Consider the following 20,884-nt stretch of genomic DNA (forward strand, 5'->3'; position numbering starts at 1 on the left):
ATGGTGGTCGACAGTTTTAGGAATTCACGACGCTTCATCGAGATCCTCCCTTGCAAATTGCGCTTTGGCGGCGCTTGGCAGCCGATAGGACTCGGCTGTTTTCGGATCGGCGCTGGCTTCCGGCGATCGGCTGAACCGCCACCGCGCGATGAGCTGGCCGAGATTCTGCTCCTGCACCAACACGGTGCAGACGATGATCAACCCCTTCATCAGCAGTTGGACGTTGGAGTCGATGTTCTGAAGCTGGAGGATGTCCGACAGCAAACCGAAGATCAGGACGCCGACGAAGGTGCCGGCGAGACCGCCTCGGCCGCCCATCAGGCTGGTGCCGCCGATCACGACCGCGGCGATGGCGTCGAGCTCGAGCCCGGCGCCGGCATCGGGCTTGCCTTGGCGGTACTGCGCGACGAACAGGACCCCTGCAATTCCTGCCAAGAATCCGGACAGCAGATAGGCCGTGAGCTGGACCTGGGCGACGTTAATGCCCGAAAGCTTGGCGGCCTCGATGTTGCCGCCGATAGCGTAGGCGTAGCGGCCGAAGGTCGTGAAGCGCAGGATCGCGCCGAACAGGATGATCGCCGCGAGGAAGAAAACACTTGGCATCGGCAGCACGCCCCACAGCATCGAGCGGAGCAACTCAAATGCTTCGGTGGCATTGGTACCGGTGTAGACCGGTACGACGGCATTGTCCTGGCCCGCGGTGAGACGGGCGATGCCGAGTGCGCTGACCATCATGGCCAGCGTCGCTATGAAGGGTTGCAAGCGCCCGGCGACGACCAAGAGCCCGTTGATGGCGCCAAGCAGCAGCGCGAGGCACGGCGCCACGAGGAGAACGCCGAGAACGCCGAACTTGGCCGTCGCCTGGCTTGCCGTCCACCACGCAACGGCGGCGGCGCCGAGAAGGCCGAGCAGCGCGGGAATCCACAGGCTGCGCCAGGGCGACACTGCGAATTCGCGGCGTCGCCCCGCGCCGACGTCACGGCCCCGCGCCAGGCCGCGGACAATGAAGCGCACAACGAGCGCAATGGCTGCGCCACTCACGAGCGTCGCCGCCGGAACGCCCATCACAGCGGCCGCGGTCCAGCCGGGCTTGGTGAGCAGCATCGCGCAGATCACCGTCGCGAAGCCCATGACCGAGCCGACCGACAAATCGATGCCGCCGAGCAGAATGACCATCGTCATGCCGGTGGCGACCAGGCCCGTAATCGAGACCTGCCGCAGGACATCGGTCAGATTACCGTAGGACAGGAAGATATTGTTACCGGATGACGTATGCGGCGAGGTGAGGGCACCGACCAGGCAGATGAGCAGCAACCCCCAGTAAAGCTTGGTCCGGGACAAGAGCCGAAGAAACGCCTTCATGACGATGTTTCCTGCGACCACGCTGCCATGCCTGGCGCTGCAAGACGCATCACCGTCTCCTGCGTCGCGCTCTCGCGCCGCAGGACTCCGGTCTGCCGTCCCTCAGACATCACCAGGATGCGGTCGGACAACAGAAGAAGCTCCGGCATCTCGGAGGTGACCACGACGATGCCGAGGCCTTGAGCGGCGAGATCGAAGATCAGCCGGTAGATGTCCTGCTTGGCGCCGATATCGATGCCGCGGGTCGGCTCGTCGAGCAGAAGAATCCGCGGTTCGGTGGCGAGCCACTTGCCGATCACGACCTTCTGCTGATTGCCGCCGGAGAGCGCTGCTGCCGTCTGATCGATGCCGGTGCAGCGGACCGACAGCCGGCCGACCATGTCGGCCGCCAGGGCGCGTTCAAGCGCGACAGCGCGCAGGCCGAAGCGCGACAGCGCGCCGATCGAGGGCAGGGCGATATTGTCGCAGATCGAGGCCGCAAGGTGCAGGCCGCGCTCTTTGCGATCCTCGCTCACGAGCGCGACACCGAGGCGGTAGGCCTCCGCTGGCGAGCTGATATCGACGGTCGCGCCATCGATCGCGATGGCGCCGCCCCGCCAACCGTTCGCGACACCAAAGATAGACTCCAGGATCTCCGTCCTGCCGGAACCGAGCAGGCCGCCGATGCCCAGGATCTCGCCGCGTCCGAGCTGAAAGCTGACGCCGTGCAACATCCGGCGCCAGCCGTGCGGACCAAGCGTGTCCAGCGTCAGGTCATCCACCGAGAGGACGTTCGCACCGTCTTGCGCAGCCGCACCGCGATCGCTTGTGACCATGTCGCGGCCGACCATCGCCGAGATGATCGCGCCCCGCGACAGGTCACCGATCGGAGCCGTGACAACGCGCCTGCCGTCGCGCAGCACCGTCACCCGGTCGGCGAGATCGAGCACCTCCTCGATACGATGCGAGGTGTAGATGATCGCGACACCTTCGCTCGCGAGTTGTCGCACGATTTTGAACAGCGTCTCGCATTCCGACGACGACAATGCAGAGGTCGGCTCGTCCATGATAAGGATGCGTGCGTCGAGCGACAGCGCCTTGGCGATTTCCACCAATTGCTGCTCGCCGACGCGCAAGTCGGCGAGTCGACTTTCCGGAGCGATCGAGACGCCGAGGCGGCGCAGCAGGCGCTCCGCCGCCTTGACCATGCGGCGGCGATTGATCAGCACGCCGCCGATCAGCGGCTCGCGACCAAGAAAGATATTGTCGGCGATGCTCAGCTCGGGAACGAGATTGAGCTCCTGATGGATGATCGCGACGCCGGCCTCTTCAGCATCGCGCACACCGGCAAATGCGCCGGCCCGGCCACCGACCTGAATCGTCCCCTGATAATTCGTATGCACGCCCGCGAGAATTTTCATCAAGGTGCTTTTGCCGGCACCGTTCTCGCCCATCAGTGCGTGCACCTCGCCGCAGCGCAGATCGAAGTCGACGTTGTTGAGGGCCTTTACGCCAGCAAAAGACTTCGAGACGCGCTCCGCAGAGAGCACAGTTTGCCCGGTCGGCGCGCAGGCCCGGCTGCCGGGCTCGACGATACGGGCGGGGCGGTCCGCGGCCCGATCATCCTCTCCTCCGAGGGCGCCGAAGCGTGTCTCCATCGGGCTGCTCTCCTCCCGGCGCGCCCAAAGTCTCTGGAGACGTCGAGCGGCAGGTATTCGTTGGTTATTTTTCTGATATGCTAGTTATATCAGTTGCCGCTCGTCAAGCTTCTTGGTGTCCACAATTGGCTCCCGCGCCACTGGAAATGTGAACATCAGCCACAGGACCACAGCATGCATTCAGTCGGCGGATTCAGCGGAGGAACGGCCGCCGCACGTCGGGCGGGCGGGTCGAAAGTCGACCAGGCCTATTTGGCGCTCAAGCGTGCCATCGTTTCGGGTGCGCTCGCGCCGGACGCCCCAATCGACAAGAACGAGTGGTGTGCGATTTTCGAAGTGTCTCGACTCTCCATAACGACCGCGATCAATCGGCTCGCTTTTGAGGGGCTTGTAGTGGTTGAGCCGCAGCGCGGCTCTTACGTGGCCAAGATCCACCTTGAGGATGTGCGGCAATGGATGTTGATGAGGCGTGCACTGGAGATAGAGGTTGTCGGGGTCTGCGCGGCCGACATGCCGGACGATGCGATTGCTGCGCTTGGTCAGAACCTCGCCTACCAAATGGCCGCCATCACCAGCGGTGATCTCCAAGGTTTCCACGAACTCGACACCCGATTTCATCGCCAGCTGACTGAGGGTTTGCGTCTGGGGCGGGTTGGCGAGGTCCTCGATCCGATCCGAACTCATCTTGAGCGAGTTCGCCGGACGCTTCTGCCGGAGCCGGGACGGCCCGAGGGAACCTTCCGCGAGCACGAAGCGATATTTCGCGCGATTGCTGCGCATGAGCCTGATCAGGCAAAAAGCGAAATGGCGAACCATCTCGATCGCGTATCGCGCGAGCTGCAGTCTTTTGTCGCGAAACATCCCGGCTTCTTTGAAGACTAGCACCCGGAATCAGAGCTGAGTGATACGGCTGTGATACGGCGGCCTTTGCGGATGTTGATTCACGACTACCCTCCGGGAAGGAGGGACTAGTCGCCGCCCCAATCGCCCAGCACCGCCTGCACCAGCGCCAGCGCCGCCACCGCGGCCGTATCGGCCCGCAGGATCCGCGGACCAAGCGCCAGCCGCAGGATTTTTGGCTGCCGCAAGAGCAGTGCCCGCTCTTCCTCGGCGAAACCGCCTTCGGGACCGATCAAGACGTCGATGCCATGCCCGGCCTCGCGCGCGCTCTGCAGGCCCTGGATGGGGTTTTCGACCTCGGCCGCCTCATCGCAGAACACCAGCAGCCTGTCGGCCGCGCGCTGGTTCAGGAAGCGCTCCAGCGGCGCGGGTTCGGCCACGGCGGCGAGGCTCAAAATCCCGCATTGCTCGGCCGCCTCGACCACATTGGCGCGCATGCGCTCGGTGTTGACGCGGGACGCCTGGGTGAACCGGGTCTGGACCGGTTGCAGCGTGGCAGCGCCCATCTCCACGGCCTTCTGCACCATGTAATCCAGCCGGGCATGTTTGAGCGGGGCGAAGACATAGGTGAGATCAGGGAGCCGGTCTTGGGGGCGGGCCTGCTGGAGGATGACGAGGTTGTCGGGCCGCTTGCGGCCTTCGATCGCGGCCTGCCATTCGCCGTCGCGGCCGTTGAACGCCAGGACCGGGGCCCCGGCGGCGAGCCGCAGCACGTTGCCGAGATAGTTGCTCTGGTCGCGGTCGAGTTCGACCCTGGCGTCCTGGGCGAGGGCCGCGTCGACGAACAGGCGGGGGGCGCGAAAATCGTGGGATGGCATCGTTCAAAAGTCCGTTTTGCCGCCGTTCTTAACCGAAAGCAGCCATTTCGGGGGTAAATATTGCCAAACTGGTGCGTCCCCGCGCCGCGCTCTTGCCCTATTCGACGGGTTGTTAAGGGCCGGCGGGAATCGTAAAATCGCGAGCACCCTGGTTGCGCTTCAATTGGGAAGACGCCGAACCCCGTAGGCTCCTGCCGGAGAGACTGCCTTGATAATCCGTCGTTTGATGGTTCCGATCACTGCCGCCATGGTCACCATGGGCGCCGCGGGAGCTTTTGCCCAGGGATTCCCGGCGCCGCTGCCGGGCCAGTCAGCGCCCGACCCCGCGTTTCCGCCCGTCAACGGCTCGGCGCCGGTCGCCTCCGTCGGCGGCGCGCCGCAAGCTTCGTTCCCGGTCAACGGCGCGGCTCCCGTCGGTGGCGGCGGCTTCAGCGCGGCACCGCCGACGCAGGGCGGTCCCGGCGAGGATTGCATGAAGGCGTTCGTCCCCCTGCGCGAGGAAGCCGAAAAGCGCGGCAAGCTGATCAAGGCCGCGAGCGACCGCCATGCTCCGCCGGAGGAGGCCTGCAAGCTGATCGGCAACTTCAGCCAAGCTGAATCCAAGATGATCGACTACGTCAAGTCCCACGCCGCCAAATGCGGAATTCCGCCGCAGATCGGCGAGCAGATGAAGGCCGGGCACAAGAACACCGAGGCCATGCAGAAGAAAGTCTGCATGGTCGCGCAGCAGATGCAGAACCAGCCGCGCGGTCCAGCCGGCCCGTCGCTGAGCGAGGTGCTGGGTTCGGGCTCGGCGCCGGAAGCCAATGCCGGCAAGAAGGGCGGCAGCACCTTCGACACGCTCAACGGCAACGTCCTGACCCGATGAGTGATACATCCGCCCGCGTTGCCGATTCCACCGGCAACTGGGTCGATACGCTCGCGCCGCAATGGGCGCGGCCTTATCTGCGATTGTCGCGCTTCGATCGTCCGATCGGCTCCTGGCTTCTGCTGATGCCGTGCTGGTGGTCGGCGGCGCTGGCCGCCGGCATGGCACACGACGTCAGCCGGCTGCCGCTCACCATCATCCTGTTCTTCATCGGCGCCTTCGTGATGCGCGGTGCGGGCTGCACCTGGAACGACATCACCGACCGCGACCTCGATGCCAAGGTCGAGCGCACACGGTCGCGGCCGCTGCCGTCGGGGCAGGTGAGCGCGAAGCAGGCGCTGGTCTTCCTGGTCGTGCAGGCGCTGATCGGGCTCGTGGTGCTGCTGCAATTCAACCGCTTCGCGATTGCGACCGGCATCGCCTCGCTGCTGATCGTCGCGATCTATCCCTTCATGAAGCGCATCACCTGGTGGCCGCAGATCGTGCTCGGCCTCGCCTTCTCCTGGGGCGCCTTGATGGGATTTGCCGTCACCTTCGGGCGGATCGATGTGACGGCGCTCGTGCTCTATGCCGGCGCGATCTCCTGGGTGATCGGCTATGACACGATCTATGCGCATCAGGACGCCGAGGACGACGCGCTGATCGGCGTCAAGTCGACTGCGCGCCTGTTCGGCGCCCATACGCATCAGGCGCTGATCCTGTTCTATGGGCTCGCGGTGATGCTGATCTGTGTTGCGCTCGCGTCAGGCGATGCGCGCTGGCCGGCGTGGCTCGGGCTTGCGGCCTTCGCCGTGCATCTGGCGTGGCAGATCGCGCGGCTCCGGATCGATGATCCCGAGCTCTGCAAGCGCGTGTTCTATTCGAACCGTGATGCCGGGCTGCTGCTGTTTGCGGGATTGCTCGCCGACGCGATGATGCGGGCGGTGTAACCTCGCTCAGTTCCGTGCGATGATCTCGCGCTCGGCGCGATGAACCGGCAGCTCGCGCTTGAAGCCTGTACGCCGGCGCATCAAGAATTTCGGACGGCGGGCGCGGATCGCGTTGCAGCGGCGACGGCGCGGCGCCGGCTTGCGGGCGCCTTCGTCGAGTTGCGGAAGTGCAAAGATCTCGCTCCAGGTCGCCCACGCTTCAGTGAGCTCGTCGCCATCGGCGCTGATCAGCAGCGGAACGGAAAGCGAAGGGTCGCGATGGACCAGGACGAGGGTCTGCGCCTCGTCATTGCCGCGCAGCGCGACGCCGGTGAAGTCGCTGACGCGGACATTGATTGCCATCCGCATGCCGCGGACGGCACGGTGCAGCACGACGCGTTCGCGATGAAGCTCGATCTGCCGGACATACCCGTCGGCGCGCGGATCATGCGCATCGAAGCGGACCGGAAGGGAAAGAGGGTCGAGCCGCAGGCTGCGGCTCGACCCGGCGGGAGCGGTCCCGCTTATTGCTGTTTGACGCCTCACGGCTTTAGTCTCCCCGCCAGGATTATGTTCCCGGTCGATGCGAGGACCTTAGCGCGCCGCTTTCGGAAACCGCTTAAAAAGGCTGGTTAATCCAAAGTCACCGCTGCGCATGATTGACAAGACCTTGGCGCGCATGATTGACGAGACGTTGCGCGAGAGCTGCGAATCTGAGCTTTTTGCCGGCTGAAAACGCTTGAAGTCCGCACCAATTGGGCACATCTGGTGTTCAGGGCCCATATCGCCCCGAAACCTCCCACGCAACAGGATTTCGTTTGTGAACCCTTCACCATCCGCAAGCTCGACGCTTTCGCCCCAGGATTTGTCCAAGGACTCGTCAAAGGCCAATCGCGACCTGTTCGATCAATCCGCGCTGTCCGATCTCGCGCAGCGGCTGGTCGAGGCGGCGAAGCGCGCCGGCGCGGATGCGGCCGATGCGGTCGCGGTGCGCGGCATCTCGCAAGGCGTCGAGGTGCGTGACGGCCGCGTCGAGGAATCCGAGCGTTCCGAGGGTGACGATGTCGGCCTGCGCGTGCTGGTCGGCCGGCGCCAGGCCGTGGTCTCGACCAATGATGCGAGCGGCGATGCCGTCACCAAGCTTGCGGAGCGCGCGGTGGCGATGGCGCGCGTGGCGCCCGACGACAAATATGTTGGGCTCGCCGATCCCGCGCTGCTCGCGCGCGATTTCCCCGATCTCGATCTGCTCGATCCCGACGTGCCGGCGACCTCGGAGCTCGAGCGCCGCGCGCTCGAGGCCGAGGCCGCAGCACTCGCCGTGAAAGGTGTGACCAAATCCGGCGGTGCCTCGGCCTCCGCCGGCATGGGCGGCATGGTGCTGGTCACCAGCACCGGCTTCCACGGTTCTTATCTGCGCTCGAGCCAGGGCATCTCGGCGACCGCGATCGTCGGCGAAGGCACCGGCATGGAGCGCGACTACGACTTCACCTCGGCGCCGCATGGCGCCGACCTGCTGTCGCCGGAGATCGTCGGCCGCTCGGCCGGCGAGCGCACCGTGGCGCGCTTCAATCCGCGCAAGGTCGAGACCTGCAAGGTGCCGGTCGTGTTCGATCCGCGCGTCGCCGGCTCCCTGGTCGGCCATGTCGTCGGCGCCATCAACGGCGCCTCGATCGCGCGCAAGACCAGCTTCCTGAAGGACAAGCTCGGCCAGCAGCTCTTTGCCAAGAACATCCGCATCATCGACGATCCCCTGCGCAAGCGTGGCCTGCGCTCGCAGACGTTTGACGCCGAGGGCGTCGCGGTGAAGAAGATTGCGCTGGTCGACGAGGGCGTGCTGACGACCTGGCTGCTCGATTGCGCCACCGCGCGCGAGCTGGGCCTCACCACCACCGGCCACGCCCATCGTGGCGTCTCGTCCTCGCCCTCGCCCGGGCCGTACAATCTGCACCTCGAAGCTGGCACGCCGACGCCGGCCGAGCTGATCGCCGACATCAAGCAGGGCTTCTACGTCACCGATTTGATCGGCTCCGGCGTCAACGGCGTCACCGGCGATTACAGCCGCGGCGCCTCCGGCTTCTGGATCGAGAACGGCGAGCTCACCTATCCCGTCAGCGAGGTCACGATCGCGGGCCATCTGTTCGAGATCTTCAAGTCGATGCAGCCCGCGAACAATCTCGAATTCCGCTACGGCATCAATGCGCCGACGGTGCGCATCGAGGGTTTGACGCTTGGCGGACGCTGACGCGAACGAAACCATCCTGACGCGCGACGCAGCGCTGCTGAAAGACACGGTCCGGGACGCAGGCAGCCTCGCGCAGTCGATGTTCAAGACCGAGCTGAAGAAGTGGACCAAGGGCGCGTCCTCGCCGGTCTCGGAAGCCGACATCGCCGTTAACGACCTCCTGGAAGCGCGCCTGCGCGGCGCCACGCCGGACTATGGCTGGCTGTCGGAGGAGAGCGCCGACGATTCCACGCGGCTGTCGCGGCGGCTGACATGGGTGGTCGATCCCATCGACGGCACCCGCAACTATCTGGGCGGTCATGACGAATGGTGCGTCAGCGTGGCGCTGGTCGAGGATGCCTCGCCAGTCCTTGCCGCAGTGTTCGCGCCGACCAGCGGCGAGTTCTTTTTCGCGGCTCGCGGCCGGGGCACGACGCTCAACGACAAGCCGGTGCGGGCGACGCGAGGGGCCACGCTCGACTTCTCCCGGATCGCTGGCCCGAAGCCGATGGTCGAGCGGCTCAATACCGCAGGCGGCGACATCAAGCTGCATCCGCGAATCGGCTCGCTCGCGCTTCGCCTCTGCCGGGTCGCCGATGGCGCGCTGGATGCGGCTTTTGCGGGCGGCAACAGCCACGATTGGGACCTTGCGGCGGCCGATTTGATCGTGCAGGAAGCGGATGGTAGGATGAGCGACCTCTCCGGAGAACCCATCCTCTATAACCGCCGGGAAGTCACGCACGGGGTGCTGGTGGCAGCGGGGCGCGATCGTCATGCGAGCATTGTCGCGCATTTTCGAAATCGTCCCTTGCCGTGAAGCGCGTCCGTTGTGCTTGTCGAACACTGCTTTGCCGGGCAGTCCGTTAGGAAGAGAACCCATGCCAGATAGTGCCCCGCAACAACTGCTCCATCTCGTGATTGGTGGCGAATTGCTCGATCTCGAGCACAACACCTTCAAGAACCTGGACGACGTCGAGATCGTCGGCCTCTATCCGAATTATGCGACCGCCCACGCCGCCTGGCGGGCCAAGGCGCAGAGCACGGTCGACAACGCACAGATGCGCTATTTCATCGTCCATCTCCACCGGCTGCTCGACCCGAATCAAGAATCGAAGGCGCGTTGAAAAAACTGCTTCGCAATACGCTGCGAAGCAGCTGGCTTCAGCGTGCCGTCGGGGTTCTGGCGGCCGAATATCTGCGTCTGGTCTGGCGGACCAACAAGTTCACGTTCGATCCGCCGGACGTCTATGAGATCGTCGAGCCGCAGATCCCGGCGATCTTCGCCTTCTGGCACGGCCAGCATTTCCTTACCCCATTCATCAGGAACAAGGACTCCTACCGGGCCAAGGTCCTGATCTCCCGGCATCGCGATGGCGAGTTCAATGCGATCGCCGTCGAGCGGCTCGGCATCGGCACCATCCGCGGCTCCGGCGATCACGGCGGGGCCTTTCACCGTAAAGGTGGTGTCGGCGCCTTCAGGGAAATGGTGTACACGCTCCAGGACGGCTGTAATGTCGCGCTGACCGCCGACGTCCCGAAGCGCTCGCGCTTGGCCGGGCTCGGCATTATCATGCTGGCACGGGAATCGGGGCGGCCGATCATGCCTTTCGCGATGGCGACCAGCCGCTTCATCCGGCTCAAGAACTGGGACCGCACCACCATCAATTTGCCGTTCGGGCGGGGCGCATTGGTCGGCATCAAGGAAATCAGCGTGCCGCCGGATGCCGACGCCGCCACCATGGAAGCGCTCCGGCAGGAGCTCGAAGACACGCTGAACGAAGCGACCCGCCGCGCCTACGCGCAGCTCGGCCGCCCGGGACCTGAAGATGGCTAATTCGCTGCCGATCACGCTGCGGATGTATCAGCGCCTGGCTTCAGGCCTGGTGCCGCTCGCGCCTGCGCTGATCAAGCGGCGGCTGAGGCAGGGCAAGGAGGATCCCGCGCGCGTCGGCGAGCGGCGGGGCCTCTCCCGGGACGTGCGCCCGCACGGCCCACTGGTCTGGATCCACGGCGCGAGCGTCGGCGAGGTTTTGGCGGCGGCTGCGCTGATCGAGCGGCTGCGCGACCTGAACCTGCGCATTCTCCTGACCTCCGGCACCGTCACCTCGGCCACCGTGGTGGCAAAACGCTTTCCGCCCGACGTCATCCATCAATACGTGCCGTACGATTCCCCGCGCTATGTCGCGCGCTTCCTCGATCACTGGAAGCCGTCGCTGGCGCTGTTCATCGAATCTGATTTGTGGCCGAATCTGATCCTGGCCGGCGCGGCGCGGCGCGTGCCGATGGTGCTGATCAACGGGCGGATGTCGCCGCGCTCGTTCCCGCGCTGGCGGCGCATGCACGGCACCATCTCGGCGCTGCTGTCGCGGTTCGACATCTGCCTCGCCCAGTCGAAGACCGACGCCGAGCGCTTCTCGACGCTCGGCGGCCGCGACGTCGTCACCACGGGAAATCTCAAGCTCGATGTACCGGCGCCGCCCGCCGATCCGGCAAAGCTCGAACGGCTGATGGCGATGACGCGGGGGCGGCCGATCATCGTCGCGGCCTCGACCCATCCCGGCGAAGACGAGATGCTGGTCGCGGCGCATCGCAGCCTTGCCGGCTTCTTCCCGCAGCTTTTGACCGTGATCGTGCCGCGGCATCCGGATCGCGGCTCGTCGATCGCGGGACTGATCACCGCGTCCGGCCTGAAGCCGGCCTTGCGTTCGCGCGAGGAGCTGCCGACGGCCGCCGCCGATGTCTATGTCGCCGACACCATGGGCGAGCTCGGCCTGTTCTACCGCCTCTCGGGAATCGTGTTCATGGGTGGATCGCTGATTCGCCATGGCGGGCAGAATCCGATCGAGGCGATCAAGCTCGGCGCGGCCATCGTCCATGGTCCGAACGTCTTCAACTTTGCCGATGTCTACGAGGCGCTCGATCAAAGCGGCGGGGCGCGCCTCGCCGAGACGCAGGAGATCCTGGTCAAGCAGCTCGGGGCGTTGCTGGCCGATCCCGCCGGGCGCGACAAGATGCAGCAGGCAGGTCATCGCGTGGTGGAGCAGCTCGGCGGCGCGCTGAATCGCACGATGACCGCGCTCGAACCGTACCTGATGCAGTTGCGGATCGAGATGGGAGCCGCCAATGCGTGAGCCGGCCTTCTGGTACCGGCCACGTTCCCCGAAGTCGCATGTCCTCCGTCCCTTGGGCGCGCTCTATGGCGCGATCGCGGCGCGCCGCATGGCGCGCCAGGGCGTCGATGCCGGCATCCCCGTGATCTGTGTCGGCAATTACCATGTCGGCGGCGCCGGCAAGACGCCGACCGTGCTCGCGTTGACGAAACTGCTGCGCGAGCTCGGCGAGACCCCGGTCGTGCTCAGTCGCGGCTATGGCGGACGCCTGAAGGGTCCGGTGATGGTCGACCGCGAGCGTCATCGCGCGGCCGACGTCGGCGACGAACCCCTGATGATGGTGCGCGACGTCCCGGTCGCGGTCGCGCACGATCGGCTCGAAGGTGTGCCGCTCGCGAAGTCGCAAGGCGCGACCGTGATCCTGATGGATGACGGTTTTCAGAATCCCCGCATCATGAAGGATGCCTCCCTGATCGTGATCGACGGCGCGCGCGGCCTCGGCAACGGCAAGGTGTTTCCCGCCGGCCCCCTGCGCGCGCCGCTGAAAGCGCAGCTCGCGCGCACCGACGCGCTGCTGCTGATCGGCGACGGTCATGCCGCCAACGATGTCGCGGCGGAGATTGTGAGGCGCGGCAAGCCGGTGCTGCGCGCACGCCTGAAGCCGGATGCGTCGTCCATCGCGCAGCTCTTCGGCAAGCAGGTATTTGCCTTCGCCGGCATCGGCGATCCCGAGCGCTTCTTTCGCAGCTTGCGCGCGAGCGGCATCGAGGTCGCACGCACGCGTCCCTTCCCCGATCACCACATGTTTTCGCAGCCCGAGCTCGCCGCGCTTGCAGCCGACGCCCAGCGCGAGCAGCTCATACTGGTGACGACGGAAAAGGATCTCGCGCGCCTGCGCGGCCGCGACGGCGTGCCTGACGGTGTCGTGCCGTTCGCCGTGCAGCTCGAGTTTGACGACTCCGCAGCTCTGCGCCGCCTGATCAGCGATCATCTCTACAAGGCTCGCGAGCGCAGATTCGGCAGGCGATGATCGGTAAGGGCCTCCGATGTAGGGCCCTGCGATCGCGGTTCAGTCAATCATGCTCACCACGCCCCGACGGCCATTGGTCCGATGATGGTCAGGCATGAGGCGCGGGCCACCATGACAGTATAGCAATTCAGATGTATTCATTGCTGCCTCCCAAACTGTTGCCAATTGCTTGGTCACTGCTATGCGGGAGAGATCGCCGGTGTTGGGCCGCTTCAAGTCGGCGCGTTGCGGCAGGTCTTGCGGTATGCGTCCGCCCTCTCATCGCCACCCTGATCCGCAGGATGATGATCCGCTTCGAGAGCCTCAGAGCGTTCAGCTGCGATCAGAAGCTGTTTCCGCATTTCAGCCAGGCGGGCGCGGCAATATTCACGATAGAGCAGGTCTAATATGGCGGGCATGATCACCCCCATCGTTTGACTCTCGATTTAAAGATATTCCACCGCAAATTTCGAGATGATCGTAGCCCGCCAGATGGCTCTTCGATATGAGCCCGTTCACAGACTGCGCCAAGTTCAAAGTTCAATGGCCATTTTTGTCTGTGCGATAAAAAGAACAGGGCTAATTACCTAAGCGGAGCATAGCAGACCTCTGTTTCAGCAAAACTTCGTCAAACAACTTAAGGGCGCTGTCCCGCAACAAAGAATCCAACCACAGCGCGAAATGACTCATCACTGAGTGCAAGCACGTAACCCGCCTTACTCTCTTCATTCTTCATTAGAGAAAGAAGCGGTGCGTGACGCCCGGCGAACTGCGCTTCGCGCAGTCGCAAGGCTGACCCATCCTACGGCAGCCCGCCATTCACGCGACATTCATCGCGAGGCTTTTATCGGTCCTGGGCCGATCGGGAGAATTCGATGAAACTGCCCTTCGCGGCCGTCGCCGCCAGCCTTGTGTGTCTGATCACTGCGCTGGCGTTTGCACAGACGACGCCGGCGCCCGTGCTTGCACAAACGACGCCGTCCGCTGCTCCCAGCACGGTACCGGTTCCCGCGACCAAGCGCGTCACCTGCCTTGCGACGACTCAAAACGTGAAGGGACAGGACAAGCGCGACCAGATCCAGCTCTGCATGGCGCAGGCGCGGCTCGATTGCTTGAGGCAGGCGATCGATCAGAAGATCGTCGGCGAGCCCCGGAAGACCTTCATCAAGACCTGCGTGGGCGCGGATGGCGCGGAGCAACAATAGGCCCGCGGCCTCACGGCTGCGGCTTCAGCGCAGCGGGGAAATGCCGCTGCAACACGGCGGTCGGCGTGGCGTAGGCCTCTTGCAGGTCCACGCTCCAGTATTTCAATTCGTCGAGCGGGATCCGCGTCTCGCTGATGGCACAGCACACATAGGTCCCCGGCGAGATCACGCGGAAGTCGCCGTCGAGATATTGCACCTGCGCTTCGCCATGGCCCGAGGGGCCGAACTTGTTCAGCACGGTTGGAAGTCTCCGTCGAAAGCCCGTGAGGGCACGAAATGATGAACTGAATGTAGCATAGATAGGGCGGCTTGTCCGCCCGTCAAACCCACCGACTTGTGATGTTTTGCTGCTGTTTTCGCATGATAGTGCTGCGGCGAAGGATCGCTGGTTCTGGAGCATGATCCGGAAAAGTGTGCAGCGGTTTTCCGAAAAGATCATGCTCAAACAATGGTTCCGCTTGCGACCGGCACCTCCTACGGCAGAGTCCGATGCGCCTTCGACTGACCGCCCTGTTCTTGAGTCTCCTGATGTCGGCCGCGCATGCGGCCTCAGTGCCAGCGCCGCAGCAGGTCGACATTCCCCTGTCGGCCGGCGTCCTGCATGCGCAGCTTTACAAGCCCGAGGGCGAGGGGCCGTTTCCGACCGTGGTCGCGCTGCACGGCTGCGGCGGGCTCGGTGGACACGCCGATCCCGTATTGCCGCGCTATCGCGACTGGGCTGAGGATCTGCTGAAGGCCGGCAACGCGGTGCTGCTGCCCGACAGCTACGGCTCGCGCGAGCTCGGCCCGCAATGCCGGGTCAAGGAGGGGCACGTCAAGGCTCGGCGCGAGCGCGTCGCCGACATCGCCGCGGCGCGCGCCTGGCTGATGAAGCAGGCCTGGGTCGCGCGCGGCCGCGTCAGCCTGATCGGCTGGGCCAATGGCGCGAGCGCGCTGCTCTGGGCGGTGCGCCCGCAGAACGCGGCGCGCGACGCGGCCCCGGATTTTCGCGCGGCCATCGCCTTCTATCCGGACTGCCGCATTTCCGCCGGCCTCGGCTGGAGCGCGCGGGTGCCGACGCTGGTGCTGATCGGCGGCAAGGACGACGTCTCGTCGCCGCCGGCCTGCCGTCAGATGGTGGACGGCGCGCTTGGCCGCAGCGCGCTCACACGCATCGTGGTCTATCCCGGCGCCTATCACGATTTCGACCGCGCCAACACGCCACTGCACGCGCTTGCCGGCAGCACCGATGCCGCCGCACCCGAGCACGGCCATCTCGGCACCGATGCGGAGGCGCGCGCGGATTCGCAGAAGCAGGTCGCGGAGTGGTTGGCGCGGTAAGTGGGGCCGTGGCCAAGATGAGCGGACTTGTCCCGCCGTAGCTCGGTAGAAGCGAAGGCGGAAGCGGGGCCGCCCGAGGAACAATGTGAGGCGGACAGCCCCGCGTCGACCACCGCCCTGCACGGACTTTGATGGCCGACCGGGAATCTACGGATCATGCGTCCGATCGGTTTCAACAGGTGTCGGCGCCATAGTTCGACCATGATGTCGACTAAACGCATCTGACATGCGCAACCGCTTCGCTCTGTTCTCCTCCGCACTGGTCATCTTCACCGTCGTGATCTTCCTGTTCGAAGCCCACGCCGGCGCCCCGCAGCTCGCACCGGAACATTGCGGCTTCTGGACCACGATAGATGCGGGATTGTCCTGCCGATAGGTCGCGAACCGCTGTCGCCTCGCACGGCGATCGATGCGTGAGGCGCGCTCTCTCCCGGAGTCGTCCTGGCGAAAGCCAGGACCCATTACCCCAGGGAGTGGTTTGGCGAAGACTGGCCGTTCGGGACTGATACCAGGCGTCCCCGATAGACCTCGCGGTATGGGTCCTGGCTTTCGCCAGGACGACAGCGAGAATGTTGCGCCGCCGTCGCCTCTAAAACAAACTGCCCTGATCCACCGGTTTGCCCACGCGCTTCGGCGCGGGTTTGGCGTCGTGCGCGGCTGGTTTCGATTGCGATGGCGCGCGCTTTGTGGTCGGGGCCGGCAAATCCGCATCCGCGGTCGCGCCCACGCGGCCGTCGCCAAACTCGATCTCGATCCGCGCATTCGGTCCGACGCTGTCTGCCGAATGCAGGGGATGGCCGGCTTCGTCGCGCACCAGCGCAAAGCCGCGGGCGAGCACGCCGCGATAGGACAGGGCCGAGAGCAGCTTGCCGCTGTTCTCGACGCGGGCGTCGAGCCGCTGCAACAGCGTCGCCAGCGCGCGTTGCGCGCGCTCGCCAAGACGATGCGTGCGCTCGCGCTGGCGGGCAATCGCATTGCGTTGCGCCTGCGCGTTGGAAAGTTTTGAGGCACGTAAGCGAACGTCAAGTCCGGCAAAGCGGTCGCGCCGCTGCCGCAACAGCGAGCGCGCGGACAGGCCGAGCCGCTCGCCAGACACGGTGAGCCGGTGATCGGCCTGCGCGATCTGGCCGTGCAGCACGCGCAGCGTCAGCTTGGCGCCGGCGGCAGTAAACCTGCGGAAATGCGCGTGCGTGTTGGCCTTCAGGCCGCGGGGCAGGGCGGAGCCTGCCGAATCCAGACGCTGCCGCGGGATTGCCAGCAGATCGCCTGCCGCCGGCAGCGCGCGTGCTGCGGCACGCAGCTCGTTGCGGCGGCTTTCGTGGGCACGCTGCCAATAGGCGCGGGTGCGGCGGGCGAGGTCGGCGACCTCGACGAACAGATCGCTGCGCACCGGCACCGCCATCTCGGCGGCGGCCGTCGGCGTCGGCGCGCGCTTGTCGGCGACGAAGTCGATCAGCGTGATGTCGGTCTCGTGGCCGACCGCCGAGATCAGCGGGATCATGCTCTCGGCTGCGGCGCGCACCACGATCTCCTCGTTGAACGACCAGAGGTCCTCCAGCGAGCCGCCGCCGCGCGCGACGATCAGCACGTCGGGGCGCGGAATCTTGCCGCCCTCCGGCAGCGCGTTGAAGCCGCGGATCGCAGCCGCAACCTGCTCGGCCGAGCCTTCGCCCTGCACCTTGACCGGCCACACCAGCACATGACGCGGAAAGCGATCCTCGAGCCGGTGCAGGATGTCGCGGATCACGGCGCCGGTCGGTGAGGTCACGACGCCGATCACCTCGGGCAGCCAGGGCAGCAGCTGTTTGCGCGCCTCGTCGAACAGGCCCTCGGCGGCGAGCTTCTTCTTGCGCTCCTCCATCAGCGCCATCAGCGCGCCGATGCCCGCCGGCTCCAGCGCCTCGATCACGATCTGGTATTTTGAGGAGCCCGGATAGGTCGTGAGCTTGCCGGTGGCGATGACCTCGAGCCCTTCCTGGGGCTTGAAGCGCATCCGCCCGTGCACGCCCTTCCAGATCACGGCCTCGATCTTGGCGCTCTCGTCCTTGAGCGCGAAATAGCAGTGGCCGGACGAATGGGCGCCGCGGAACCCGGAGATTTCTCCGCGGACCCGGACATGGCCATAGGTGTCCTCCACCGTCCGCTTCAGGGACTGCGAGAGCTCGGAAACGGTGAATTCGGGCGTATTGGGCAGAGGTTCCGCAGACGGCATCGGCACACGATTCGGCATTTTGGGATTCTCACCCGACGTTAAGGATTTTCGCCGCGCGGCGCCAATCCGGGGATTGATATCTAGAGTACTCTGTTTTATAGAGTTATCTGCTGATCCTCAGTTTGATGGAGTTGGGCCATGGCGATGCAATTGCTGCGAGGTGCAATGGGCTTGCTGAAATGGGGCCTGTGCGCGGTCGGCGCCGTCGCGCTGCTGCTGACCACCCTGATCGCGACTCCGCTGGAGCGGCCCGCCGAGCTGCGCTCGGCCTCGGACTCCCGCAAGGGCGTCGACATGTCGACCCTGCCGGCGCTCGAGCGCTTCCAGGCCCGCGACGGCACCTGGCTCGGCTACCGGCACTACGCGGCCAGCGGACCGGCGACGGGACGCGGCGCGATCTTCATTCATGGGTCTTCCGGATCCTCAGGCACCACCAATCACGCGCTGACGGCGGCGCTGGCGACGCGAGGCTTAGAGACCTGGGCGCTCGACATCCGCGGCCACGGCGCTTCGGGTACGCGCGGCGACATCTTCTATGTTGGCCAGCTCGAGGACGATCTGGTCGACTTCGTCGCTCTCGTCCGCCAGAGCGCGCCGGACCTGCCGCTCACCCTGATCGGTCATTCCGCCGGCGGCGGCTTTTCCCTGCGCGTCGCGGCTACCCCGATCATCCAGGACATGTTCGTGCGCACCGTGCTGGTCGCGCCCTATCTCGGCTACGACGCGCCGACCAACAAGCCGCATTCCGGCGGCTGGGCCAATGCCGACATTCCGCGCTTCCTTGGCCTTGCCGCGCTGCGCAAGCTGGGCATCGACTGCTGCGCGCAGCTTCCGGTGCTCGCCTTCGCTGTGCCGCCGAACTCGGAGCGGATTTTGGTGCCGGCCTATTCCGACCGCCTGATGCGCAACTTCGCGACGCGCGGCTACCGTCTCGATCTGCCGGCGGTGACGCATCCGCTGACGATCTTCGGCGGCGCCGAGGACGAGATGATGATCTCGGACAAGTACGAAGAAACCGTCCAGGCGATAAAGCCGTCCGTGGACGTCAAGGTGATCCAGGGCGTCAACCACATGGGCATCGTTACCAACCCGAAGGCGGTCTCTGCGATTGCGGAGGACGTAGCAACGCGCGGAAGCGGCCAGTCATGATCGACAGCAAAGAGGCCTCCGAAGCGCTGGCCGATATCGACGATATCGTCCAGCGCTTGAGGCAATCGCAACTCTACGAACTGGCGAGCCTTGCGGCGCTCTGGTGGGGTGTTCTGGTCTTCGCTGGCAATGTCGTGACCTGGCTTTGGCCGATCTACGCGGTTCATGCGTGGATCGCCGTCGACATTCTGGGCGTCGGCGGGTTGGTTGCGATCCGCCTGCTCAATCCGCCGCAGGTCCACGCTGCGTCCTTCGACATCAGGTTGCTGCTGGTGTTCGCGTTGTTCTTCGCATTCGGCTACGTCTGCACCAGCGTTCTCGGTCATTTCGGTCCGCGCCAACTTGGGGCGTTCTGGCCGATCTATTTCATGCTGTTCTACACGCTGGCGGGTCTGTGGTTCGGCTATGCGTTCGTGGCGATCGGTCTCGGCATCACCGCGCTGACGCTGATTGGCTATTTCTGTATCGGCGAGGCGTTTCCGCTCTGGATGGCTTTCGTCAATGGCGGCGGCCTCATTCTCGGCGGTCTCTGGATGCGGCGGATCTGATGGCCGAGCTCGACGACATCATCCATCAGCCACTGCGGCTGAAGATCATGGCGGCGCTCAACGCACTGCCCGTGTCCGCCGGCCTGGAGTTTTCCCGGCTGAAGAAGCTCACCGGTGCGACCGACGGCAATCTCGGCGCGCATATCGAGACCTTGGCCAAGGCTGGTTACGTTTCGGTGGACAAGGCGTTTGTCGGCAAGAAGCCGCAGACCACGGTCACCGCGACCGCTGCGGGGCGCGGGGCGTTTGCGCGGCATGTGGCGACGTTGCAGGAAATCATCGCGGGGAGGCAGGTTTGATCTCCTGCGATGCCGACGGCTGCGCCCTCTCGCGGTGCGGGAGAGGTCATTACCGCTGACCGCCCCGCGCTCACTTTGGTGGGGTCTGTGGGCGGAGGTCATGATTGGCGCACGCGTCGATAAACCGGCTATCTGCGGAAGTTGCTTTCGTGGCTGCAGCAGGTCGCGGCCAAAACGGGGCTGGGGGCTAATTTACGCCTAATCCGGGCACTCTCCTTCTAACTCGGCGGCGCTCCGACTGTTGTCTAAATAACTCGTTCGAATGGTTAGCCTGTTTGTGAGCGGCCTTGAGCTGCGGGCCGAAAGTCATGACGATAGAGTCGAGCACGCCGAATACGGCGCGCTCGACAATGGAGGAGAAACATTGGGTTGGCAGGTTATCGAAGCTGCACTGTGGGGCGTCGCTATTGCGATTGGCGCGTTCTGGTGGAGATCAACGCCCGCCACGACGCGCTTTATCGACCTTGCCAGCTATTTCCTAGGCTTTCTGACCGTGATCGTGGGGCTGTTCACATTCTATAACTCTCACCATGAGAAGCTACGGATCATTGATCGCATGCAAATCAAATCGAACATCGTTGATGTTCAATTTGATACCACCGTGGAGGCGTGGAAGCTCTGCCTTCGAGTGCCGCACTCGCCGTATCGTCCTACGCTCATTAGGCTAGCTGAATGCGATAAGCTCAACAAATATGTTGGTGCGCTGAAATTCAATCCAGACTTGTTCCTACCCGAACTGACGCGGCTACCCGAGCTGAACCTCACTGACTACAGCGATCCAGATGTCTCCACGCTTGCGCAGCGCGTTCAGCGGCGCGTCATCGAGACGAACAAGCTGATCGATAGCTATGGAACCGACCTTAAGTCCCACTGGCAAATGGAGGCACTAGAGGAGATTTTCAAGGAGTTGGCATTGCCGGTGTTCGCGTTCGCGTTTGGCCTTGGGCTGGCGCGTCGAGCCATTGACCTTGTCCGCGAGCTGCCCCAGCGTTTCCGAGCGCCGTTCCAGCGCATCGACCGCATTGTGCGGCGCAAGCTTCGACGGAGCCGTCGATGCACAGGCGTTCTTCGTAACCGCTGGCTTGGCGGTCGCCGTCAATACTTAGCGTAGACCCTTGCGATCAACTCGTGGATGTGAGCGCCAACTTCCTCGAAAGATGCTGAATTGGGATGGCCAGCGGTATTTCGCCGATCGAGCAATTACCAATTACGGTGACAGTGCTGGACTGCACCCCTCAAGTGAGACACGATAATCTCGGTGACAGGGCGGTTGCCACGACGGGTTATCGTGCCTTGTTGTGCGCGAACACGGCTTCGA

General features: G+C 64.7%; 23 protein-coding genes. 16 read left to right on the forward strand and 7 right to left on the reverse strand.

The genetic code is table 11. The features are described 5' to 3' along the window. Positions 1-24: 24 nt before the first annotated feature. Complete coding sequence (locus tag ABIB73_RS30335) at positions 25-1,362, reverse strand: ABC transporter permease (protein ID WP_354230067.1); 1,338 nt, start codon at positions 1,360-1,362, stop codon at positions 25-27. Then, a complete protein-coding gene (locus ABIB73_RS30340; protein WP_354230069.1) occupies positions 1,359-2,999 on the reverse strand; it encodes a sugar ABC transporter ATP-binding protein in 1,641 nt (546 codons plus the stop codon). The genes ABIB73_RS30335 and ABIB73_RS30340 overlap by 4 nt, the downstream gene beginning before the upstream one ends. A 174-nt stretch (positions 3,000-3,173) precedes the next feature. On the opposite strand from ABIB73_RS30340, the gene ABIB73_RS30345 reads away from it, so the two are divergent. Further along, complete coding sequence (locus tag ABIB73_RS30345; RefSeq protein ID WP_354230071.1) at positions 3,174-3,881, forward strand: GntR family transcriptional regulator; 708 nt, start codon at positions 3,174-3,176, stop codon at positions 3,879-3,881. Between the two features lie 86 nt (positions 3,882-3,967). Here ABIB73_RS30345 and ABIB73_RS30350 read toward each other — a convergent pair whose 3' ends face one another. Beyond that, positions 3,968-4,717, reverse strand: coding sequence for a 16S rRNA (uracil(1498)-N(3))-methyltransferase (locus ABIB73_RS30350; RefSeq protein ID WP_354230073.1), 750 nt, complete (start codon positions 4,715-4,717; stop codon positions 3,968-3,970). A 211-nt stretch (positions 4,718-4,928) separates the two neighbouring features. On the opposite strand from ABIB73_RS30350, the gene ABIB73_RS30355 reads away from it, so the two are divergent. Next, positions 4,929-5,585: a hypothetical protein gene (locus tag ABIB73_RS30355; RefSeq protein WP_354230109.1), complete on the forward strand. Its 657-nt coding sequence runs from the start codon at positions 4,929-4,931 to the stop codon at positions 5,583-5,585. Further along, positions 5,582-6,514, forward strand: coding sequence for a 4-hydroxybenzoate octaprenyltransferase (gene ubiA / locus ABIB73_RS30360; RefSeq protein WP_354230075.1), 933 nt, complete (start codon positions 5,582-5,584; stop codon positions 6,512-6,514). Before ABIB73_RS30355 ends, ubiA begins: the two co-directional genes overlap by 4 nt. Positions 6,515-6,520: 6 nt before the next feature. Here the strand turns inward: ubiA and ABIB73_RS30365 are convergent, their stop codons facing one another. Continuing rightward, on the reverse strand, positions 6,521-7,039 hold the full coding sequence (locus tag ABIB73_RS30365; RefSeq protein ID WP_354230077.1) for a DUF6101 family protein: 519 nt from the start codon (positions 7,037-7,039) through the stop codon (positions 6,521-6,523). 274 nt (positions 7,040-7,313) lie between these two features. On the opposite strand from ABIB73_RS30365, the gene ABIB73_RS30370 reads away from it, so the two are divergent. The 6 genes from ABIB73_RS30370 to lpxK all read left to right on the forward strand — a co-directional run bounded on the left by ABIB73_RS30370 (position 7,314) and on the right by lpxK (position 12,854). Next, entirely contained in the window at positions 7,314-8,735 is a 1,422-nt protein-coding gene (locus tag ABIB73_RS30370) for a TldD/PmbA family protein (protein WP_354230079.1), read from the forward strand. Next, positions 8,722-9,531 carry a 3'(2'),5'-bisphosphate nucleotidase CysQ gene (locus ABIB73_RS30375; RefSeq protein WP_354230080.1) on the forward strand — a complete coding sequence of 270 codons (810 nt, stop codon included), beginning with the start codon at positions 8,722-8,724 and terminating at the stop codon, positions 9,529-9,531. Before ABIB73_RS30370 ends, ABIB73_RS30375 begins: the two co-directional genes overlap by 14 nt. Before the next feature lie 61 nt (positions 9,532-9,592). Continuing rightward, complete coding sequence (locus ABIB73_RS30380; RefSeq protein WP_148744046.1) at positions 9,593-9,838, forward strand: DUF4170 domain-containing protein; 246 nt, start codon at positions 9,593-9,595, stop codon at positions 9,836-9,838. After that, positions 9,835-10,548 carry a lysophospholipid acyltransferase family protein gene (locus tag ABIB73_RS30385; RefSeq protein WP_354230083.1) on the forward strand — a complete coding sequence of 238 codons (714 nt, stop codon included), beginning with the start codon at positions 9,835-9,837 and terminating at the stop codon, positions 10,546-10,548. The genes ABIB73_RS30380 and ABIB73_RS30385 overlap by 4 nt, the downstream gene beginning before the upstream one ends. Further along, complete coding sequence (locus ABIB73_RS30390; RefSeq protein WP_354230085.1) at positions 10,541-11,845, forward strand: 3-deoxy-D-manno-octulosonic acid transferase; 1,305 nt, start codon at positions 10,541-10,543, stop codon at positions 11,843-11,845. The genes ABIB73_RS30385 and ABIB73_RS30390 overlap by 8 nt, the downstream gene beginning before the upstream one ends. Beyond that, entirely contained in the window at positions 11,838-12,854 is a 1,017-nt protein-coding gene (lpxK, locus tag ABIB73_RS30395; RefSeq protein WP_354230087.1) for a tetraacyldisaccharide 4'-kinase, read from the forward strand. Before ABIB73_RS30390 ends, lpxK begins: the two co-directional genes overlap by 8 nt. Before the next feature lie 212 nt (positions 12,855-13,066). Here the strand turns inward: lpxK and ABIB73_RS30400 are convergent, their stop codons facing one another. Further along, on the reverse strand, positions 13,067-13,264 hold the full coding sequence (locus ABIB73_RS30400; protein ID WP_354230089.1) for a hypothetical protein: 198 nt from the start codon (positions 13,262-13,264) through the stop codon (positions 13,067-13,069). 444 nt (positions 13,265-13,708) lie between these two features. On the opposite strand from ABIB73_RS30400, the gene ABIB73_RS30405 reads away from it, so the two are divergent. After that, positions 13,709-14,038 (forward strand): hypothetical protein, encoded by a 330-nt coding sequence (locus ABIB73_RS30405; RefSeq protein ID WP_354230091.1) that lies wholly within the window; start codon positions 13,709-13,711, stop codon positions 14,036-14,038. A 10-nt stretch (positions 14,039-14,048) separates the two neighbouring features. Here the strand turns inward: ABIB73_RS30405 and ABIB73_RS30410 are convergent, their stop codons facing one another. After that, complete coding sequence (locus ABIB73_RS30410; protein ID WP_354230093.1) at positions 14,049-14,276, reverse strand: DUF2093 domain-containing protein; 228 nt, start codon at positions 14,274-14,276, stop codon at positions 14,049-14,051. Between the two features lie 251 nt (positions 14,277-14,527). On the opposite strand from ABIB73_RS30410, the gene ABIB73_RS30415 reads away from it, so the two are divergent. Together ABIB73_RS30415 and ABIB73_RS30420 are read left to right on the forward strand one after the other, a co-directional pair. Then, complete coding sequence (locus ABIB73_RS30415) at positions 14,528-15,358, forward strand: dienelactone hydrolase family protein (protein ID WP_354230094.1); 831 nt, start codon at positions 14,528-14,530, stop codon at positions 15,356-15,358. 226 nt (positions 15,359-15,584) lie between these two features. Continuing rightward, positions 15,585-15,734: a hypothetical protein gene (locus tag ABIB73_RS30420; protein ID WP_354230096.1), complete on the forward strand. Its 150-nt coding sequence runs from the start codon at positions 15,585-15,587 to the stop codon at positions 15,732-15,734. Between the two features lie 213 nt (positions 15,735-15,947). On the opposite strand, the gene xseA is transcribed toward ABIB73_RS30420, so the two are convergent. Next, positions 15,948-17,570, reverse strand: coding sequence for an exodeoxyribonuclease VII large subunit (gene xseA / locus ABIB73_RS30425; protein WP_354230111.1), 1,623 nt, complete (start codon positions 17,568-17,570; stop codon positions 15,948-15,950). Between the two features lie 138 nt (positions 17,571-17,708). Between xseA and ABIB73_RS30430 the strand changes: the two genes are divergently transcribed. The 4 genes from ABIB73_RS30430 to ABIB73_RS30445 all read left to right on the forward strand — a co-directional run bounded on the left by ABIB73_RS30430 (position 17,709) and on the right by ABIB73_RS30445 (position 20,677). Further along, positions 17,709-18,719, forward strand: a complete 1,011-nt coding sequence (locus tag ABIB73_RS30430) for an alpha/beta hydrolase (RefSeq protein WP_354230098.1) — start codon at positions 17,709-17,711, stop codon at positions 18,717-18,719. Beyond that, positions 18,716-19,267, forward strand: a complete 552-nt coding sequence (locus tag ABIB73_RS30435; protein ID WP_354230100.1) for a hypothetical protein — start codon at positions 18,716-18,718, stop codon at positions 19,265-19,267. The genes ABIB73_RS30430 and ABIB73_RS30435 overlap by 4 nt, the downstream gene beginning before the upstream one ends. Beyond that, entirely contained in the window at positions 19,267-19,566 is a 300-nt protein-coding gene (locus ABIB73_RS30440; RefSeq protein ID WP_354230101.1) for a winged helix-turn-helix domain-containing protein, read from the forward strand. Before ABIB73_RS30435 ends, ABIB73_RS30440 begins: the two co-directional genes overlap by 1 nt. Before the next feature lie 262 nt (positions 19,567-19,828). Continuing rightward, positions 19,829-20,677 (forward strand): hypothetical protein, encoded by an 849-nt coding sequence (locus ABIB73_RS30445; RefSeq protein ID WP_354230102.1) that lies wholly within the window; start codon positions 19,829-19,831, stop codon positions 20,675-20,677. The last annotated feature ends 207 nt before the right edge of the window (positions 20,678-20,884 follow it).

Origin of the sequence: Bradyrhizobium sp. F1.4.3 (genome assembly GCF_040548375.1) — a bacterium.
Taxonomy (GTDB): Bacteria; Pseudomonadota; Alphaproteobacteria; order Rhizobiales; family Xanthobacteraceae; genus Bradyrhizobium.

Bases quoted from the DNA above. Each gene is read 5' to 3' on its own strand.
- ABIB73_RS30335 (WP_354230067.1), bottom strand. From the start codon at position 1,362: ATGAAGGCGTTTCTTCGGCTCTTGTCCCGGACCAAGCTTTACTGGGGG.
- ABIB73_RS30340 (WP_354230069.1), bottom strand. From the start codon at position 2,999: ATGGAGACACGCTTCGGCGCCCTCGGAGGAGAGGATGATCGGGCCGCG.
- ABIB73_RS30345 (WP_354230071.1), top strand. From the start codon at position 3,174: ATGCATTCAGTCGGCGGATTCAGCGGAGGAACGGCCGCCGCACGTCGG.
- ABIB73_RS30350 (WP_354230073.1), bottom strand. From the start codon at position 4,717: ATGCCATCCCACGATTTTCGCGCCCCCCGCCTGTTCGTCGACGCGGCC.
- ubiA (WP_354230075.1), top strand. From the start codon at position 5,582: ATGAGTGATACATCCGCCCGCGTTGCCGATTCCACCGGCAACTGGGTC.
- ABIB73_RS30380 (WP_148744046.1), top strand. From the start codon at position 9,593: ATGCCAGATAGTGCCCCGCAACAACTGCTCCATCTCGTGATTGGTGGC.
- ABIB73_RS30390 (WP_354230085.1), top strand. From the start codon at position 10,541: ATGGCTAATTCGCTGCCGATCACGCTGCGGATGTATCAGCGCCTGGCT.
- lpxK (WP_354230087.1), top strand. From the start codon at position 11,838: ATGCGTGAGCCGGCCTTCTGGTACCGGCCACGTTCCCCGAAGTCGCAT.
- ABIB73_RS30400 (WP_354230089.1), bottom strand. From the start codon at position 13,264: ATGGGGGTGATCATGCCCGCCATATTAGACCTGCTCTATCGTGAATAT.
- ABIB73_RS30405 (WP_354230091.1), top strand. From the start codon at position 13,709: ATGAAACTGCCCTTCGCGGCCGTCGCCGCCAGCCTTGTGTGTCTGATC.
- ABIB73_RS30415 (WP_354230094.1), top strand. From the start codon at position 14,528: ATGCGCCTTCGACTGACCGCCCTGTTCTTGAGTCTCCTGATGTCGGCC.
- ABIB73_RS30420 (WP_354230096.1), top strand. From the start codon at position 15,585: ATGCGCAACCGCTTCGCTCTGTTCTCCTCCGCACTGGTCATCTTCACC.
- xseA (WP_354230111.1), bottom strand. From the start codon at position 17,570: ATGCCGTCTGCGGAACCTCTGCCCAATACGCCCGAATTCACCGTTTCC.
- ABIB73_RS30430 (WP_354230098.1), top strand. From the start codon at position 17,709: ATGGCGATGCAATTGCTGCGAGGTGCAATGGGCTTGCTGAAATGGGGC.
- ABIB73_RS30435 (WP_354230100.1), top strand. From the start codon at position 18,716: ATGATCGACAGCAAAGAGGCCTCCGAAGCGCTGGCCGATATCGACGAT.
- ABIB73_RS30440 (WP_354230101.1), top strand. From the start codon at position 19,267: ATGGCCGAGCTCGACGACATCATCCATCAGCCACTGCGGCTGAAGATC.
- ABIB73_RS30445 (WP_354230102.1), top strand. From the start codon at position 19,829: ATGGTTAGCCTGTTTGTGAGCGGCCTTGAGCTGCGGGCCGAAAGTCAT.